General features: G+C 69.9%; 13 protein-coding genes and 2 pseudogenes. 6 read left to right on the top strand and 9 right to left on the bottom strand.

Annotation, left to right across the window (positions count from 1 at the left end; all coding sequences use genetic code 11):
• Nucleotides 1-10 precede the first annotated feature (10 nt).
• The 3 genes from Adu01nite_RS15185 to Adu01nite_RS15175 are packed head-to-tail and all read left to right on the top strand — an operon-like array spanning nucleotide 11 to nucleotide 3061.
• The gene (locus Adu01nite_RS15185; RefSeq protein WP_203727480.1) at nucleotides 11-697 is read left to right on the top strand and encodes a response regulator transcription factor; all 687 of its coding nucleotides are present in this window, start codon (nucleotides 11-13) and stop codon (nucleotides 695-697) included.
• On the top strand, nucleotides 697-2466 hold the full coding sequence (locus tag Adu01nite_RS15180) for a sensor histidine kinase (protein ID WP_203727479.1): 1770 nt from the start codon (nucleotides 697-699) through the stop codon (nucleotides 2464-2466). Before Adu01nite_RS15185 ends, Adu01nite_RS15180 begins: the two co-directional genes overlap by 1 nt.
• A 13-nt stretch (nucleotides 2467-2479) precedes the next feature.
• Nucleotides 2480-3061: a 3'-5' exonuclease family protein gene (locus tag Adu01nite_RS15175; RefSeq protein WP_203727478.1), complete on the top strand. Its 582-nt coding sequence runs from the start codon at nucleotides 2480-2482 to the stop codon at nucleotides 3059-3061.
• On the opposite strand, the gene Adu01nite_RS15170 is transcribed toward Adu01nite_RS15175, so the two are convergent.
• The 6 genes from Adu01nite_RS15170 to Adu01nite_RS15145 all read right to left on the bottom strand — a co-directional run bounded on the left by Adu01nite_RS15170 (nucleotide 3033) and on the right by Adu01nite_RS15145 (nucleotide 10748).
• Nucleotides 3033-4031 (bottom strand): LacI family DNA-binding transcriptional regulator, encoded by a 999-nt coding sequence (locus Adu01nite_RS15170; RefSeq protein WP_203727477.1) that lies wholly within the window; start codon nucleotides 4029-4031, stop codon nucleotides 3033-3035. The two genes, Adu01nite_RS15175 and Adu01nite_RS15170, sit on opposite strands and share 29 nt — an antisense overlap.
• A 58-nt stretch (nucleotides 4032-4089) precedes the next feature.
• Nucleotides 4090-5793 carry a CBM35 domain-containing protein gene (locus Adu01nite_RS15165; protein WP_239132426.1) on the bottom strand — a complete coding sequence of 568 codons (1704 nt, stop codon included), beginning with the start codon at nucleotides 5791-5793 and terminating at the stop codon, nucleotides 4090-4092.
• Between the two features lie 26 nt (nucleotides 5794-5819).
• Complete coding sequence (locus Adu01nite_RS15160) at nucleotides 5820-7703, bottom strand: glycoside hydrolase family 127 protein (RefSeq protein ID WP_203727476.1); 1884 nt, start codon at nucleotides 7701-7703, stop codon at nucleotides 5820-5822.
• A gap of 9 nt (nucleotides 7704-7712) precedes the next feature.
• Entirely contained in the window at nucleotides 7713-8474 is a 762-nt protein-coding gene (locus Adu01nite_RS15155; RefSeq protein WP_203727526.1) for a carbohydrate ABC transporter permease, read from the bottom strand.
• Nucleotides 8475-8544: 70 nt separating this feature from the next.
• Entirely contained in the window at nucleotides 8545-9486 is a 942-nt protein-coding gene (locus tag Adu01nite_RS15150) for a carbohydrate ABC transporter permease (protein WP_203727475.1), read from the bottom strand.
• Nucleotides 9487-9488: 2 nt separating this feature from the next.
• Nucleotides 9489-10748 carry a sugar ABC transporter substrate-binding protein gene (locus Adu01nite_RS15145; RefSeq protein WP_203727474.1) on the bottom strand — a complete coding sequence of 420 codons (1260 nt, stop codon included), beginning with the start codon at nucleotides 10746-10748 and terminating at the stop codon, nucleotides 9489-9491.
• A gap of 168 nt (nucleotides 10749-10916) precedes the next feature.
• On the opposite strand from Adu01nite_RS15145, the gene Adu01nite_RS15140 reads away from it, so the two are divergent.
• A complete protein-coding gene (locus Adu01nite_RS15140) occupies nucleotides 10917-11924 on the top strand; it encodes a LacI family DNA-binding transcriptional regulator (RefSeq protein ID WP_203727525.1) in 1008 nt (335 codons plus the stop codon).
• Nucleotides 11925-11989: 65 nt separating this feature from the next.
• Here the strand turns inward: Adu01nite_RS15140 and Adu01nite_RS15135 are convergent, their stop codons facing one another.
• The 3 genes and pseudogenes from Adu01nite_RS15135 to Adu01nite_RS48920 form a co-directional block, all read right to left on the bottom strand.
• Nucleotides 11990-12610 carry a tetratricopeptide repeat protein gene (locus Adu01nite_RS15135; RefSeq protein ID WP_369076820.1) on the bottom strand — a complete coding sequence of 207 codons (621 nt, stop codon included), beginning with the start codon at nucleotides 12608-12610 and terminating at the stop codon, nucleotides 11990-11992.
• Nucleotides 12611-12647: 37 nt separating this feature from the next.
• Nucleotides 12648-13421: pseudogene (gene fxsT / locus Adu01nite_RS48925) on the bottom strand (FxSxx-COOH system tetratricopeptide repeat protein); the annotation flags it as partial.
• Nucleotides 13422-13659: 238 nt separating this feature from the next.
• Nucleotides 13660-14037 (bottom strand): annotated as a pseudogene (locus Adu01nite_RS48920) (toll/interleukin-1 receptor domain-containing protein); the annotation flags it as partial.
• A gap of 56 nt (nucleotides 14038-14093) precedes the next feature.
• On the opposite strand from Adu01nite_RS48920, the gene Adu01nite_RS15125 reads away from it, so the two are divergent.
• Nucleotides 14094-16145: a CARDB domain-containing protein gene (locus Adu01nite_RS15125; RefSeq protein ID WP_203727471.1), complete on the top strand. Its 2052-nt coding sequence runs from the start codon at nucleotides 14094-14096 to the stop codon at nucleotides 16143-16145.
• A 79-nt stretch (nucleotides 16146-16224) separates the two neighbouring features.
• The gene (locus tag Adu01nite_RS47785; protein ID WP_239132423.1) at nucleotides 16225-16995 is read left to right on the top strand and encodes a hypothetical protein; all 771 of its coding nucleotides are present in this window, start codon (nucleotides 16225-16227) and stop codon (nucleotides 16993-16995) included.
• Nucleotides 16996-17258: the final 263 nt, after the last annotated feature.

Raw genomic sequence — 17258 nt, 5'->3', positions numbered from 1 at the left:
ACTCGCCGCCATGTGCGCACACGTGCTGGTCGCCGAGGACGACATGAAGCAGGCCGAGCTGGTGCGCCGCTATCTTGAGCACGACGGCCACACCGTGACGGTGGTCGGCGACGGCCGGTCCGCGCTCGACGAATGGCGGCGCAACGGTCCCGACCTTCTGGTTCTCGACGTGCTGATGCCGCGGATGGACGGCCTCGACGTGTGCCGGGTGCTGCGCCAGGAGTCGGACCTGCCGGTGCTGATGCTCACCGCCCGGGCCGCCGAGGACGACCTGCTCCTCGGGCTCGACCTGGGCGCCGACGACTACCTGACCAAGCCGTACAGCCCGCGCGAGCTGGTCGCCCGGGTGCGCTCGCTGCTGCGGCGCACCTCCGGCGCGCGCTCCGCACCGCCGGATCGGTCACTGCGGGCGGGTCCGCTGCACATTGATCCGGTACGCCATGAGGTGCGCCTCGACGACCGCGACATCGACTGCACGCCCGGCGAGTTCGAGCTGCTCTCCGCCCTGGCCGCCGAGCCCGGCCGGGTGTTCACCCGCGCCCAGCTGCTCCGCCGGTTGCACGGGTTCGACCGCTTCGTGACGGTGCGGACGGTGGACGTCCACGTCATGAATCTCCGCAAGAAGATCGAGACCGACCCGCGCAACCCCGCGCTGCTGCTGACGGTCTACGGCGTCGGTTACAAACTCGCGGCCTGATGCGCTCCCTGCTCGTACGCCTGCTGGCCGCCCTTGCCGTGGTTTCGATCTGCTCGGTCGCCGCGACCGCCTGGCTGGTCGTGCGCACCACCACCCGCGCCATCCAGCAGGAACAGGCGCAGGCCCTGACCGACGACGCCCGCGTCTACGACACGCTCGTCGGCTACGCCGCCACCCACCGCAACTGGTCGGCGGTGGCCCCGATGGTCACGTCGCTGGCCGCCTCGACCGGCCACCGGGTCGCCCTGACCAGCCAGGACGGCACCCCGATCGCCGACTCCGGCAGCGGCCCCCTGCCGGCCCGGGCCTCCGCCACGGTGGACCCGCTGCACGACCTCTCGGCGCGGATCGACGCGCGCGCGGTCGGACCGTTCCTGCTGCCCCCCGCCGAACGGACCGCGCTCGGGGCGATCGCCACCGACGTCCTCGACTGCCTGCGCACCACCCCGGCCGGTGACCGGTCGGAGCCGGGAAACCAGGTGATCCGCGACGCCCGGATCGTCATCGACCCCAGTGGCCGCCCACGGGTCGAGACCCCCGGCGCCGACCTGGACAGCGACGCCGCGTGCCTGCGCCCGCGCGGCGCCCTCGCCACCCCGACCGCGACCGAGCGCAAGGCCATCGCCGCCCTCGAGGACCTGGTCAACGACTGCCTGAAGCCGCACAACACCACGGCCGTGCGGATGTCACCGGACTTCAGCTGGCGCTGGGACGACCCCGGGAACGTCCGGGTCGGTCTCGGCCAGGACAAGACCGTGGACAGCTGCGTGCTCGCCTCGCGCCGCACCCAGCTGGTCGCGTGGACCGCCCCCGCCGCCCAGCTCTACCTCACGACGCCGGGCGTCTCGCCGGCCGCCGGATTCGACCTGTCGCGGGCCAACCGCCTGCGGATCGTCGGTGTCAGCGCGCTGGTCCTGTTGGTCACGGTCCTGGTCGGCGCCCTGGTCGGGCGGCGCCTGGTGCGGCCGCTGCGCGCGCTCACGATAGCGGCTTCCCGAATGCGCGACGGCGACGACTCGGCCCGCGTCGACGTGCGCGGCCACGACGAGCTGACCCGGCTGGGCGCGGCCTTCAACGACATGGCGGCCCGCCGCCAGGAGGCCGAGCGGCTGCGCCGCGACATGGTCGGCGACATCGCCCACGAGATGCGCACTCCGGTGACCAACATCCGGGGTTGGCTGGAGGCCACCGAGGACGGCGTGGCGGTCATGGACGATGCCTTGGTCAACTCCCTGCTGGAGGAGGCCCTGTTGCTCCAGCACGTGATCGACGACCTGCAGGACCTGTCCGCCGCCGACGCCGGCGAGCTGCGCCTGCACCCGGCCCAGGTCGACCTGCCCGAGCTGCTGTCCCAGATCGCCGCGACGTTCCGCACGGCCTCGGTGGCGATGGTCGCCGACGCCCCGCCCGGCCTGACGCTGACCGCCGATCCGATCCGCCTGCGCCAGGCGATCGGCAACCTGACCGGCAACGCCGTCCGCCACTCCCCACCGGGCGGCACGGTGACCCTGTCGGCGCGGCCGACCGGCGACACGGTGACGATCGCGGTCACCGACGAGGGCCCCGGCATCGCCCCCGACGACCTGCCGTTGGTGTTCGAGCGCTTCTGGCGGGCCGAGAAGTCCCGAAACCGCCAGACCGGCGGCAGCGGCCTGGGCCTGGCCATCACCCGAAAACTGGCCGAGGCCCACGGCGGCGCGGTCACGGTGCAGAGCCCACCGGGCGCCGGCGCCACGTTCACCTTGCGTCTGCCGGCCCAAGCGCCATAGCTATGGTTTGGGCGTGGCGCGACCAGAGATCTATGTCAGCACGGACGTCGAGACCGACGGGCCGATTCCCGGGCCGCACTCGATGCTGAGCGTCGCGTCGGCGGCCTTCACGGCTGATCGGGAGCTGATCGGCACGTTCAGCGCCAACCTCGCGACGCTGCCGGGCGCGGAGGGAAACCCGGAAACCATGGCGTGGTGGGCGACGCAGCCGGAGGCGTGGGCGGCGGCCCGGGCCGCCCAGCAGGAACCGGCCGCTGCGATGGCCGGCTATCGCGACTGGCTCACGGCGCTGCCCGGCAAGCCGGTCTTCGTCGGCTATCCCGCCGCGTTCGACTTCATGTTCGTGTACTGGTACCTGATCCGCTTCACCGGTTCGAGTCCGTTCTCGCACTCAGCGCTGGACATCAAGACGTACGCGATGGCCCTGCTGGGAACCGAATTCCGCGCCACGGTGAAGCGCGCCATGCCGAAAGCGTGGTTCGAGGAGCTGCCGCACAGCCACGTCGCTCTGGACGACGCGATCGAGCAGGGCGCCCTGTTCTGCGCGATGCTGGCCGCCAACCCCCTCAGGCCGGGACCGTCGAGTCGCGGATAACCAGCTTCGCCGAGTGGCGGTGGATGCCCGGTGACGGGTTGCCGTTGATCGCTCTCAGCAAGAGGTTGGCGGCGGCCCGGCCCAAGCCCTCAAGGTCCATGTCGATGCTGGTCAGTGGGGGGCGGGCGGCCAGGGCGATCACGTCCCAGTTGTCGAAGCCGACCAGGGCCACGTCTCGGGGGACGCTGCGGCCGGACTCGCGCAGGGAGTCGGCGAAGCCGCGGGCTATCTGGTCGCTTCCGCAGACCACCGCGTCGAAGTCGATGCCCTGAGCCGCCAGCAGGCCGGCTGCCTGGCGGCCCCACGCCTCGCTCCACTCGCCGTGCAGCGGCGGGGCGGCCAGGGCGCCGGCCAGGCGGTCGGCCGCCGCCCGGGCCCGGACCCGGGCCGAGTGGTGGTGTTCGGGGCCGGTCACCACGGCCACCCGGCGGCGGCCCACCGTGAGCAGGTGGTCGACGGCCAGGCGGGCGCCGCCCTCCTCGTCGGGGACCACCGAGCAGTCGGTGGGGGCGGCTGAGGCCAGGAACGCGTAGACCACCGGGACGCCGGGGGCGGCGGTGATCGGGGTGCGGGTTCCCGCTCGGCGGCCGGTGACGATGATGCCGTCCACCCGGCGACTGAGCAGGACCTTCAGGTGGTGCTGTTCGCGTATCGGGTCGTCGCGGGCGTCGCACAGCAGCACCGACATCTCGCCGGCGCCCAGCGTGTCCTCGGCGCCGATCAGCAGCGGGATGGAGAAGCGGCCGATCGTGTCGGTGGTGATCATGCCGACCGTGAAGGTGCGGCCCGCGTGCAGGCTGCGGGCGGCCGGGTTGGGGTGGAAGTCCAGTTGCTCGGCGGCCTGTTTCACCCGGGCCACCGTGTCGGCGCGCAGTGAGCCGCGGCCGTTCAGGGCCTTCGACGCGGTGCCGACCGAGACGCCGGCCAGGGCGGCCACGTCACGGATGGTGGCGGTGCGCGGCCGGGTCATGCGAGCAAACTACCGTGTGGGCGGGCCGGGACCGTGGATGTGGTCCCGGCCCGTCACATCAGGTCAGCTGGATGTAGTCCAGCTCGGCGTAACCGGTGCCGCCGGCGAAGTACGGTGCGCCCTTGGCCAGTCGGATCGTGTTGTAGCCGGCCTTCAGGGTCAGCGTGGTGCTGACCGTGGAGCCGAAGGTGCCCCACGCCGCGGTCGCCGGGTAGCTGATCGTGCTCCAGGCGCTGCCGTTGTAGGCCAGGCCCTGGGTGGACGTGGCGCCGGTGGCGTTGGCGTAGCCGATCGTCATCGTGTACGACCGGGCGGTCGGCACGTTGACCACGAAGTCGACGTAGCTGGAGTTCCGCGAGTCCCCGGTGTTGTCGATCTGCCCGACATAACCGCCGTTGGACGCGCTGGTCGAGCTGAACCGCCCGGCCCGGAACACCGAGGCGTTCTCGGCCTCGTACCGCTGCTGGTAGGCCGGCACCCCGCTGGTCGGCTGGACGACCAGGTGGTAGGCCCGACCGGCGTCCATGTTGGACACCGGCACGGTGATCGCCCCGCCGCTGACCGGGTAGGTCGCGGTGGAGATCGCCGTCGGGGCCGCGACCGCGGTGAACCGCCCCGAGCTGGGCGCGGATTCCAAGGTCACCGACACCTGGGTGCCGAGCCCGGCCAGGCCGGTGACCCGGACCGAGTTGGTGCCGGATTCGTTGCCCACGACCGCGTTGACGATCTTCCGCGTGCCGTCGTAGGAGGCGAACCCGTCAAGCCCGGTCTGGGTGGCCGGCACGGTCTGCACCATGTTGCCGGCCATGTCGCCGTACCACTTGTACGGCCACCAGGTACCGGTCGGCTGGTTGTTGACGGTCAAACCGTTGACCGTGCCGTACTCGTACCAAAAAGCTCGTTGTGCTGTTTGCACTCCGGCCCTTTCGAGCTTGGCGATGTACGACGTGACCGAACCGGGCACGTCCACCTCGGTTGTCATCGCGTATTCGTTGATGACGATCGGCCGGGCGGTGATCCCGAGCGACGTCTCCAGCGCGCGATAGGCGGCCACGTGCGCGGCGATCCCGGACGGCCCGCTCAGCTCATGCCAGACCATGACGTCCGGCACGGCGTTGTTGGCCTTGGCATAGGTCAGGAACGAGCTCATCCAGCTCTGGTTCCACGCGGAATAGCCCGGCCCGGCGATGGGGGTCACCGTGTCGAGCGAGCGAACCTTCTGGAAGGTCCGGACCCAGCCCGCGTTCCAGGTGCCGGCGGCCGAGGTGTTCCAGGTCCAGTCGGGTTCGTTCCACAGTTCCCAGGCCTGGACGTTGCTGACGGTGGTGGCCGCGAGCCGCGCCCGGACCATGGTGTCGACCTTGGCGAGCCAGTCGTCCCAGGACACCCACCCGTACGGGAAATCGGGGTAGATGTCCGGCATCCGAATGATCTCGGCCGCCCCGACCCGGTCGGCCTGCGGGGCGACGAGCAGGGCGTCGCCGCCGGGCGGCTGCCCGTTCGGCTTCTGCCCGACGCCGGGCGCCGGCTGGGTGAGGGTGTTCAACTTGAGGGGGAGCAACGTCGAGTCGGCGGGCTTGCTGCCCTCGGCGAGGGCGTAGAGCCCGCCGGCTGCGACGTGGGTGACGGGACGGATGGACGTTCCGGCGTTGATGGTGAGGGTGGTGCCTGCCGCCTGTGCCGGGCTGGGGAGCGCACCGGCGGTGATGATCGTGAGGACGGTCAGGGTCGCCGCGGAGACGGTTCGGCGCTGATTCTTCACTGGCACCTCGGGGATGTGGTGGTCGGTTATTCCTCCCGTGCGGCGAGCGGGATCCAGACCCGCATGGGCCCGGCTTCCCGGTTGGCCCACAGGAAGTAGGGGATGGCCGGCACGGTGGCACCGGCGGCTTCGGCGCCGCTGGGGGAGAGCGGGCGATAAAGCAACGGCGATTGATGCGTACGGCTACGAAGCGTGGGCAGAAGCGTCACGGGGGCGATGCCGGTGCTCAAGCCGATCGGAGCGGCCGCATCTACGGCCAGGTCCTCGAAGACCCCGAGCGACGCGGGGACGTCCGCGTGTTCGAGGCAGTAGACGACCGGGCCGCGGGTGAGGGCGACGCTGCCGCGCACCGCGTCGACCCGGGGGTGGGCGGCGACGAGCTGCGGCGGCATGGCCAGGGTCAGCTCGACGACGTCGCCGGCCTTCCAGGTGCGGGTGATCGGCAGGTAGCCGGACTGCGCCCCCGACCGGACCAGCGACCCGTTGACGGTCAGCCGGGCGTCCGCGCACCAGGCCGGCACGCGCAGCGAGAGGGTCCAGGGGCCGTCGCCGGCCTCGGTCACGGTGATCCGGATCGTCTCGTCCCACGGGTACGACGTCTGCACGTCCAGGGCGTATCCGGCGGCGGTGACCGTGCCCGCCGCGTACAGATGAAGCTGCAACCCGGCGGCGGTCGACGTCGCGGCGTAGGCATGCAGCGAGGCCATCAGCCGGGCCAGGTTGGGCGGGCAGCAGGCGCAGGAATACCAGGTGAGCCGCTGCGACGGGGTGTCCTCGTGCGAGCCGTCGTGGCCGGTGCGCAGCTGCAGCGGATTGGAGTAGTAGAACGACTTCCCGTCGAGGGCGGTGCTGGCCGCGATCCCGTTGTAGAGCAGCCGTTCCATCTCGTCGGCGTAGCCGGCCTTGCCGGTGGCGAGCAGCAGGCGCCAGGCGAGCTGGAAACTGCCGATCGCCGCGCACGTCTCGGCGTAGGCGCGGTCCGGCGGCAGCTCGTACGGGTCGCCGAAGCCCTCGTCCTTGTGCCGCGAACCCTGGCCGCCGGTCAGAAAGGTCTTGCTCGCCAGGGCCGAGTCCCACAGCCGCTCGGCCGCCGCCAGAAGGTTCTCGTCGCGGGTCTCGACGGCGACGTCCACCGCGCCGGCCAGCAGGTACATCTGCCGGACCGCGTGCCCGGTCACCTCGTCGGCGGTGCGCAGCGGCTCGTGGTCCTGCCAGTAGCGTGGCCCGAACCGGCCGTCGCCCAGCGAACCGTGCCCGCGCAGGTCGAGGAAGCGCAGCGCCAGGTCGAGATAGGGGCGGTGGTCGGTGACCCGATAGAGCTCGACGAGCGCCGTTTCCACCTCGGGGTGGCCGTCGATCACATCGGCGGCGCCGGCGCCGAAACGGCGTACCAGCAGATCGGCGAACCGGCGCGCCACCGTGAGCAATTGGGGAGCCGCGGCGGCCCGCGCCGCGGCGACGGCCGCCTGAATCAGATGGCCGGCGATGTACATCTCGTGGCTGAAGCCCAGATCCGACCATTGCTGATCGCGCCGCTCGACCTGGTAATAGGAATCCAGGTAACCGTCCGGCTCCTGCGCCTTTTCCAGCAGGGCCGCGATGTCGGTCAGGAATTCCGCGCTGCCGCCGGACCGGCCGATCTCCCAGGCCACCGCTTCCAATGTCTTGTAGACGTCGGTGTCGGCGAACCACATGCCCTTGAACTCGGCGTCCGCGTCACCGATCACCCGGCGCAGGTTGTCCAGGTTGCCGTAGGTAGCGAGCTGCTCGATGCAGTGCGGAATCGTGGCGGCCGCGTTGCGGGCCTGCCAGCCGCCGAGCAGACCGTCCGGGTCGAGCCGGACCGCGTCCAGGGCGAGCGGGTGCAGGGCGGCGAGCGCCGACGGGGTGGGCGCGGCGGGGCCGGTCATGGGCGTTCCTCAATCTTTCACGGCGCCGGCGGTGACGCCGGCGGCCACGTAGCGCTGCGCCAGGATGAGCAGCAGCGTCGCGGGGATGGAGGCGATGACGGCGGTGGCCATGATCGCGTTCCATTGCTGGTTGTTGTTGCCGATGTAGTGGTAGATGCCGAGCGTGATCGGCTGCTGGTTACCGCCGCCGTCGAGCGTGGTGGCGAAGACGAAGTCGGACCACGCCCACAGGAACGCGAACAGCGACACCGTCACCACCGCATTGCGGCTGACCGGGAGAACCACCGACCAGAAGGTGCGGAACGTTCCGGCACCGTCGATCTCGGCCGCGTTGATCAGCTCGGACGGGATGCCGGACATGAACGCCGTGAAGATCAGGACCCCGAACGGTACGGCGATGGTCGAATCGGCCAGCACGAGTCCGGCCGCGCTGTTGAGCACGCCGAGCTTCAGGTAGATGGCGTAGAAGCCCATCGCCATGATGATTCCGGGGATCATCTGGGCCATCAGGAGCACGAAGGACAGTGCTCCACCGCCGCGCGGCCGCAATTTGGCGAGCGAATAGCCGGCCGGCGCGGAGAGGGCGACGGTCAGGATCACCGTGCCGAGACCGACCAGCAGACTCGTACCCAGATAGGGCATTTGCTGGTGGAGAACGGCTCGGTAGCCCTCGAGCGTGCCGTTGAACGGGAACAGGTGCGGCGGATCGTGCCGCATGTCGGTGTCCTTGGTGAAGGACACGTTGATCATCCAGTAGATCGGGAACAGCATGATCGCGGTCAGGATCACGCCGGCGCCGGTTTTCAGCTGGCTTTTCACAGGGACTGCCTCCGCTGCCTTTTCACAACGATTGCCTCCGCTGCAGGCGGATGTAGAGAAGACCGAAGATCAGCGCCATGATGATCAGCAGGTTGCCGACCGCCGCGCCCGGCCCGAATTGCGGCAGCAGATTGCCGAAGCTCAATTTGTAGGACCAGGTCGCGAAGGTGGTCGACGAATCGGTCGGCCCGCCCTTCGTCATGATCCAGATGATGTCGAACACCTTGAGCGTGTAGACCAGACCGAGCAGCAGAGTGATCGCCGAAACCGGCCGCAGCAGCGGGAACGTGACCCGCCAGAACCGCTGCCACCCGGTCGCGCCGTCGAGCGCGGCCGCCTCGTAGACCTCGGACGGAATGGCCTGCAATCCGCTGTAGAGGACGACGAGATTGAACGGGATGCCGATCCAGACGTTCGCGATGATGACCGACGTCAGCGCCCAGGACGGCGAGGTCAGCCAGTTGACCGGGTCGATCCCCACCGATTTCAGCGCGAAGTTGACCACGCCGGAATCGCTGTTGAGCATCCACGACCAGGTCGACGCGCTCACGATCAGCGGCAGCAGCCACGGCACCAGAAACAGCGCCCGCAGCGTCGCGGAAAGCTTGAAATTCTGCGCGAAGAAAACCGCGAGCGCCATGCCGATCGCGAACTGGAAAATCAGCGAGATGCCGGTGAACAACACCGTGTGCAGCAGGGCCGGCCAGAACGTGGCGTTGTCCACCACGGTCCGGTAGTTGTCGAGACCGCTGAACGGCGCCCCGCCCTGCACGAACGACCGTACGGTGTAATGCCGCAGGCTCAGATCCAGGTTGCGGTAGAGCGGGTACGCGTAGAACGCGATCAGGTAGATCACCACGGGCGCGAGGAACAGCCACGCCGCCCACTGCGGGGATCGTCTGCGGGGAGCCCGCGCCGGGGCGGCCGGAGCCGCCGCGGCGCGGGTGATCAGATCGGAAGCCACGGTCACTTGGTAGCCGAGGCGGCCGTCGTCTGGGCGGCCTTCAGGGCATCCGCGGGCGACTTACCACCCGAAAGGGCGGCCTGGAAGGCACCCCACAGCGGCTCGGAGATCTTCGGGTACTTGGTGCCGAGGTTGTCACTGGTCCGGCCCTTGGCCGCCTTGACCGCCTCGACCCACACCTTCAGGTCCGGGTTCGCCGCGACCTGCTTGTCCTGCACGGCGGAGGTGGCCGCGACGTAGGACAGGGTGGTGTCGGTGGTGAGTGCGTTGTCGGCGCTGGACAGGCAGGCGACGAGCTTCGCGGTGGTGGCGTACCGCTTGGTGTCGGTCTGCACCGGCGCGGTCACGAACTCGCCACCGGTCGGGGCCGGAGCCGTGCCGCCGGCCTGCGACGGGATCGGGATGATCCCGTACTCGAAGCCGGCCTTCTTGGCGTTGGCCAGCTGCCAGGTGCCGTTCTCGCTGAACGCGTAGTCACCGGTGGCGAACTCCTGCCAGCTGGTGGTCTGCGTGTTGTTGAGGACGGAGTTGGGGGCATACCCCTTCTTCAGCCAGTCGGTCCACAGCGCGAGCGCCGAGACCGCCTGCGGCGAGTCGAGCTGGGTGAGCTGCGCGCCCGAGCCCCAGAACCACGGCAGGAACTGGAACGAGCCCTCCTCGGTGCCGATCGCCGAGAACGTGATGCCCTTCTTGCCGGCCGCCTTGACCTTCTCCAGCGCCGCGGTCAGCGAGGTCCAGTCCTTGACGGTGGCCGGGTCGACCTTGGCCGCGTCCAGAACCTTCTTGTTGTAGTAGAGCGCGAGGGTGTTCGCCCCGATCGGGATGCCGTAGGTCTTGCCGTCCTGCTGCCCCGCGGCGAGCAGATTGGGCTCCACGGCCGAGGTGTCGACCTTGGTGTCGTCGGTGGTGGTGAGCACGCCGCCCTCGGCCAGCGTGGAGACGACCGGGTTGTCGACGATCAGCACGTCCGGCGAGTTGCCCTGCTGGGCGGCGAGCAGGGCCTTGTTGGTGAGGTCGGTGGTGTCGTAGCCGGTGCGCTTCACGGTCACGCCGGCGTCGGTGCCGCACTTGGCCAGCAGCTTCACCCAGTCCGACGAGTCGTCGAACTGCGGGTACGGGTCCCAGATGTTGTAGGTGCCGCCACCGGCGGCGGTGGAGCCGTCACCCGAGGAGGAGTTGTCGTTGGAGCAGGCGGCGGTCAGGCAGACCGCGACGGAGAGGGCCGCGATGGCGCGCAGCCCCCGGCGGGAGGAGAGGGTCATATTCGGTACCCCTTGGATTCCGAGGATCTTCGCTGAGGCTTTTGCTTCGCTGAGGCAACGGAAGGAAAACGATTGCCCTGAACGTAGGGAGGCTCTTGCGGCCATGTCAAGGGGAAGTTACGGTCTGATTGCCGGAGCCGGGAAACGGGGGAGGAAACACTGGGAACCATCGATCGGGCCACCACGATCAGCGAGGTCGCCGCACTGGCCGGAGTTTCCCCGGGCACCGCGTCGAAAGCGCTGAACGGGCGGGGAGCCCTGCGACCCGAGACACGCCAGCGCGTGCAGGAGGCCGCCGAGCAGCTGGGTTTCGTGGCCAACGCCGCGGCCCGCAGCCTGCAGGCCGGCCGCACCTACACGGTCGGCATGATCACCACCGACAGCATCGGCCGGTTCAGCATCCCGCTGCTGATCGGCGCCGAGGACGCACTCGGCGCCGGCCAGGTGAGCGTTTTCCTGTGCGACGCCCGCGACGACCCGATCCGCGAGCAGTACTACCTGCGCACCCTGCTCGGCCGCCAGGTCGACGGCATCATCGTGACCGGCCGCCGCACCCAGGCACGCCCGCCGATCGGCGCGTCACTGCCGGTCCCGGTGGTCTACGCCTTCATCAGCTCGACCGACCCGGACGACTGCTCGGTGGTCCCCGACGAGCAGGACGGCGCCCGCCGAGCCATCGAGCATCTGCTGGCGATCGGCCGACGTCGCATCGCCCACGTGACCGGCCCCGAGCACCACCATTCCGCCACGGTCCGGGCGGCCGCCGCCATGCGCACCCTCTCGGCGTCGGGCCTGGAGCCCGCGGCGCCGGTGCTGTTCGGCGAATGGAGCGAGGCCTGGGGTCGTCAGGCGGCCGGAATTCTGCTGTCCACCGGCGCCGACGTCGACGCGGTCTTCTGCGGCAGCGACCAGATAGCGAGAGGCCTTTCCGAGGCGCTGCAGGAAGCCGGAAAACGGGTTCCGGGGGATGTGGCGCTGGTCGGCTTCGACAATTGGGACGTCATGGTCGACGGCTCGCGCCCGGCCCTGACCAGCATCGACATGGATCTGGAGGGCATCGGCCGAACCGCCGCCGAGCTCCTGCTGGCGGCGATAAACGGCGAGCCCGAACACGGCCGACGAGCGCTGCCGGGCCGCCTGATCCCCAGAGCATCAACAGCGGTAAACCCTTTTTAAGTACGAGTCAGCACAAGCCCCCGCCATCCAGTTCTCCCGGATTGCAACACCGGGCCGTCCGCCCGCTACGGCCGGGCGTCCAGCTGTTCCTGGTGGCCGGCGAGATATTGAACTGACCGCCGGGTGTACGGGTGGTCGGCACCCAGGACCCGGCGGCTGCGCTCCACCGTCTCCTCGCCCAGCCGGACGGCTTCCTCGAGCCGGTCGGCGGCGGCCAGGCCGATGGCCAGGTTCGAGGCGGATGCCAGGGCGGCCGGGTGGTCGGCACCCAGCACCCGACGGTGGCGGGCATGGGTGTCCTCGTAGAGATCCAGGGACTCCGCGAACTGTCCCAGCAATCTCAGGTCTCGGGCGAGATTGTTCGCAGCAATGAGAGTTGACGGATGGTCGTCCCCGTAAACGCGCCGGCAACGGTGCAGGGTCTCCTCATCATGCTCGCGGGCTTCGGCGAACCGGTCGAGTCCGAACAGGCTCAACGCCAGTCCGATGGCCGCGTCGAGGCTGTCCGGGTGATCGTCGCCCAAGAGCCGCCGGCGTCGTGCCAGGGTGTCCGTGGTCAGCTCCAGTGCCTCCTCGAAACGATGCAGTTCTCGCAGGTCGGAGGCCAGGTTGATGGCTGTCAGGAGGGTGTCCGCGTCGTCGTCGCCGAAGGCTTTGCGACAGCGTTGGAGGATGTCCGCATTCAGGTGGCGGGCTTCCTCGTAGCGGCCCAGCAGTCGGCTCCGGCGCCAAGTAGGCGCACAACGTCAGCAATTGCCCCGCCGCCGGGTCGGCCGCGCGCAGCCGGATCGCGGCCTCGGTGACGGCCGCGGCCAGCGGTACCGGATAGTTCGCCGGGCCGCGGTCCCGGAACAGGTCGTCGGCGTGGTCGCGCAGCGCCACCAGATAGTCTTCCACCGGCAGGCCCGTCTCGGCGAGCATGTCGCCGGCCTGGCCGATGGCCAGTGGCAGGTCGCCCAAGGCTTCGGCCAACCGGGCGGCGTCCTGCGCGGTCAGCTGGGGCAGGAGCGTGCCGATCAGGGCTACCGACTCGGCGCGGGCGAATACATCCACGCCCACCGAGGTGGCGACGCCCGACCAGATCGGGTTCCGCGAGGTCACCAGCACATGCGCACCTCCGCCCGGCAGCCACTGCTGGATGTCCTCGCGGGCCTCGGCGTTATCGAAGACCAGTAACACCCGTGGCCGGGACCGCAGCGCGTTGAGGGCGATGGCGACCCCTGTCGTGACGTCGGTGACGGCACCGATCAGGCCGGCCGGAACCGCGAGGGCGGCGATCTGCTCGCCGATCAGCTCCGGCTGCTCACTCGCCACCCACCAGACCAGGTCGTACTCGCCGGCGAACCGGTGGGCGTACTCGATCGCGAGCTGGGTCTTGCCGACCCCGCCCAGACCGGAGAGCGCGCGGACCAGGACCCGGCCCTCGCTCTGCAGGTCCTCCCGCAGCGTGACGATCATCCGATCCCGGCCGGTGAAGGCGGGGTTCCGGGCGGGCACGTTCCACACCGGCGGCAGCGATCCGGGCAGCCGAGGGCCGCTCGCCTCCGGGTTGCCCGTGCCCGGGAAGGCCGGCTGGCCGGCCGGGCGGCCTTTCCCGGCGACCGCTGTGATCAGGCGTCGCCGGGCCTCCTCCGGCGGCAGCCCGAACAGGTCCACGCTGAGCAGCGTCCGGTAGAGCTTCGGCGGCACCACCTGCTCGACCCGGACCGGGACCAGCCGGGCTGCGGTCGGCGAGTACGGCGGTCAACTCGGGCGAGGTGTAGCGCTGCGGTTCGAAGTAGGCGGTGGAGAACAGTGCCACCAGCACGCCGCAGCGGTCGAGGGCGTCGCGCATCTTCTCGACGAAGTTCTCGCCGGCCTCCCAGTCCCAGAGGTCGAGCACCACCTCGTAGCCGGCCCGCTCCAGCTCCCAGGCCACCCACTCGGCCCAGGCCCGATCCCGCCCGGCGTGACTCACGAACACGACGGTCGATGCGGGTGCCGATCCCGCTTCCGCGTCCGGCGAGGGCGCTGTCACGACGTCCACTGTGCCAACGAAGCCGGGTGGCGGCCACCACCGACTCTCCCCAAACGGGTGCCATGCGGGTGAGCCCGCCGCGAGGTTCACCACCATCTGGTGTAGTTCCGGACGTAGAGCGCTGTCTGTCCGGTATCAAGGGGGAGAATCTCGTGCCAAACACCTATGCCCCGACGCCGGGCGGCCCGCGGCTGCCGCTGGCCGCGGTGATGCTGCTGCTCGCCGGGATGATCTCGGTCGCACTGCCGGCGAGCCCGGCGGCCGCGGCGGTGGTCACCCGGACGCTGGCCTACTTCGTCGGCCTGGCGAACGACCAGCCCCGGGTGAAGGTCGTCGACACCGCCACCGACGCCGTGGTCGACACCATCGCGCTCCCCGCCAACGCGCTCGACGTCGCGGTCGCCCCGGGCGGCCGGAGCGCCTACGTCGTCTCGCACATCTCGGATGCGGTGTTCAAGATCGACACTGCCACCAACGCGGTGGTCAAGACGATCCCGGTCGGTTCCAGCCCGCGGCAGATCGCGTTCACCAAATCCGGGGCCAAGGCCTACGTGACCAACGGCTCGGGCGGGACCGTGTCGGTGATCGACACCGCGACGGACACGGTCTCCCGGACGATCACCGTCGGCAACCTGCCGTACGGAGTGCTGGCCGTACCGAACGACCGCCTCTATGTCGCCAATAACAGCGGCGACGAGATGACCGTGATCGACACCGTCACCGACACGGTGAGCGGCACCATTCCGGTCCGCAATGCGGTGCGCATGGGGATCACGCCCGACGGTTCCCGTGTCTACGTCACCAGCCCGAACAGCACGAGCGTACGCATGATCAACACCTCGACGATGTCGGAAGAGGGCGCCGTCGAGGCCGGACCGGGCCCGCTGGCGGTGGTGGTCACCCGCGACGGCACCCGCGCCTACGTCAGCCACAACACCGACCAGATCTCGGTGATCGACACCGCGACCGATGCCGTGACCAGCATCCCGGCCGCCTACGCCATCGACGCGGACATCACTCCGGACGGCAGGCGCATCTACTTCGCCATGACGGGCACGGCCGCCGTTCTCGACACGGCGACCAACAAACTCGACAAGTTCTCCATCGGACTCGACTATTCGCAGGCGGTGGCGATCGCCACCGTGACCGCGCCCTCGGCCGACCTCATCGTGACCACCACATCCTCCGCCGACCCCGTCGAGGTGGGGACGACGTACACCTACAGCGCCGCCGTCACCGACAACAGCGCGGACCCGGCCGCCGGTGTCAAAGCGACGCTGACCTTCGCGGGCGACGCCCGTACCATCCACAGCGTTTCCGTAGGCCAGGGCTCCTGCACCGCTCCTGCGCCGGTCATCACGTGCGACCTCGGCAGCCTGGCCGGCGGCAAGACGGCCACGATCACCGTGATGGTCAAGCCGCAGGCCGCCGGATCGATCTCCGTGACGGCCGTCGTCTCCGCCGACACGGACGACCCGATCGCCAAGAACAACACCAGCACCACGTCGACGAGGATCACCGCCGCGCCGCTACCCCCGCCGGCGGCGGACCTGAGCGTGGTCACCACCGACAGCGCGGACCCGGTCGCCCTGGCCGGCACGTTCGTCTCGACGAGCAAGGTGACCAACAAGGGCTTGAGCCCGGCCACCGCGGTGACCGCCGCCGTCACGCTGACCGGCAGTGCGGCGCTGGTCCTGGACGCGGCCGGCAGCCAGGGCACCTGCTCGATCGCGGGGTCCGTGGTGACCTGCGATGTCGGCAACCTGGCCAAGGACGCGACCGCGACGATCACCCTGACCGTGGAACCACAGGCGACCGGAGTCATCACGGCGACGGCGAAGACCGCCGGGAGCCCGGCGGACCCGGTGCCGGCGAACAACACCGCCGCGCAGCCGACGACGGTCAACAACGCGTTCGGTTGCACGATCGTCGGCACCGCCGGCAACAACATCCTGCTCGGCAGCGCCGGCAACGACGTCATCTGCCTGCTCGGCGGCAACGACACGGTCAACTCGTTCCGCGGTAACGACGTGATCCACGGCGGTTCCGGCAACGACCGGGTCCAGGCCGACACCGGCAACGACACCCTCTACGGCGGCCCGGGCAACGACATCCTGTCCGGTGGCCCCGGCTTCGACAGGATCGACGGCGGGCCGGGCCGGGACATCTGCACGGCCGGCGAGATCAAGGTCAACTGCCCGTGACCAGCGCCGGGGCCGGATCCGCGTCCGGCCCCGGCCGATATCCGTCGCGGGCGGATCGGTTGCTCAGTAGGGTCCGGCTGTGTCTTTGATCGATCTGCATTCCGGCTTCCGCGACAAGGACCAGCGCTCCCTCGCCCAGGGTGTCGTCATGCGGTGGCTCAACGGCGAGCACGACCAGGCGGAGGGCCGGACCCTGGTGAAGCTCTGGTGGCAGCTCGCCACCAACGACCAGGAGTTGACCGAGGCGGATCTCGACCGAGACCTCAGCCCCGTCCATCGGCAGGCCGCGCAGGAGCTCATCACCGCGATCCGGCAGTCGCCGGCCGCGATCGACGCATGGCTCGACGCGGCCGCGCGGCAGTTCCCGGTGCCCGAGAGCACCGGCCACCAGGCGCGATTCGGTGACCGGGCGTCGTTCGCGGTGGAGGCCGGCGAGTTCCAGTCACCTCAGCTTCGCGTCGTCGACCTGTGGGCGGGCGGCGAGCGGCTGACCGTGGACGACAACACCGCGTACCTCCCGGTCTTCATCGGATTCATGCGGTCGACCGCCGACCAGGTACGCCGCCGCGAGCTCCAGCCCTGCCCCTTCCCCGGCCGCTCCCCGGAGGACAACTTCCGGCGCCTCGAGCGCGCCAAGCCCGAACTCCGCGAACGCTTCTGGTTCATGCAGTGGGGCGAGACCGTCGACAACGTCGCCAAGTACGCGTACCTCGACAACGACGTACTCGTCATCGTCTTCTCTTTCTGGCGGGAGGCCCGGGGCAGGACTTTCGTCGCCCGCATCCCGCCGGAGGAGTTCGTGACCACGCTCGTGACCGCAGCCGACCTGCTGGCCGAGGGTTTGGCGTGACGGGCCACGATCCCCCCGAACGATGGCGGCAACTGCTCGACGACCGAGTGCACGAGGCTGTCACCGTGCTGGGGCGGACGCCGGGCGTGCATGGCCTGATCGTCGCCGGCAGCGTCGCTGGTGCAGATCCGGGTCGGGAGCCTAGATCTTGCCGCGGAACTGTAGGTCGAGAGTTTCTCCTCGACGCTCGCCTGCCGGCGCTCGAACTCGATGAGAAACCGGGTGAGAAGAGCGATCCCACCCACGATGATCGACAGCAGGAT

The organism is Paractinoplanes durhamensis, from assembly GCF_016862175.1.
In the GTDB taxonomy this organism is placed as follows: Bacteria; Actinomycetota; Actinomycetes; order Mycobacteriales; family Micromonosporaceae; genus Actinoplanes; species Actinoplanes durhamensis.
The sequence above is the reverse complement of the archived record's forward strand: the minus strand, read 5'-3'. Positions and strand labels throughout refer to the sequence as shown.

What these genes read in the sequence shown, in the direction of transcription:
- Adu01nite_RS15185 (WP_203727480.1), top strand. Translation starts at nt 11, where the DNA reads ATGTGCGCACACGTGCTGGTCGCCGAGGACGACATGAAGCAGGCCGAG.
- Adu01nite_RS15180 (WP_203727479.1), top strand. Translation starts at nt 697, where the DNA reads ATGCGCTCCCTGCTCGTACGCCTGCTGGCCGCCCTTGCCGTGGTTTCG.
- Adu01nite_RS15170 (WP_203727477.1), bottom strand. Translation starts at nt 4,031, where the DNA reads ATGACCCGGCCGCGCACCGCCACCATCCGTGACGTGGCCGCCCTGGCC.
- Adu01nite_RS15160 (WP_203727476.1), bottom strand. Translation starts at nt 7,703, where the DNA reads ATGACCGGCCCCGCCGCGCCCACCCCGTCGGCGCTCGCCGCCCTGCAC.
- Adu01nite_RS15155 (WP_203727526.1), bottom strand. Translation starts at nt 8,474, where the DNA reads ATGCTGTTCCCGATCTACTGGATGATCAACGTGTCCTTCACCAAGGAC.
- Adu01nite_RS15145 (WP_203727474.1), bottom strand. Translation starts at nt 10,748, where the DNA reads ATGACCCTCTCCTCCCGCCGGGGGCTGCGCGCCATCGCGGCCCTCTCC.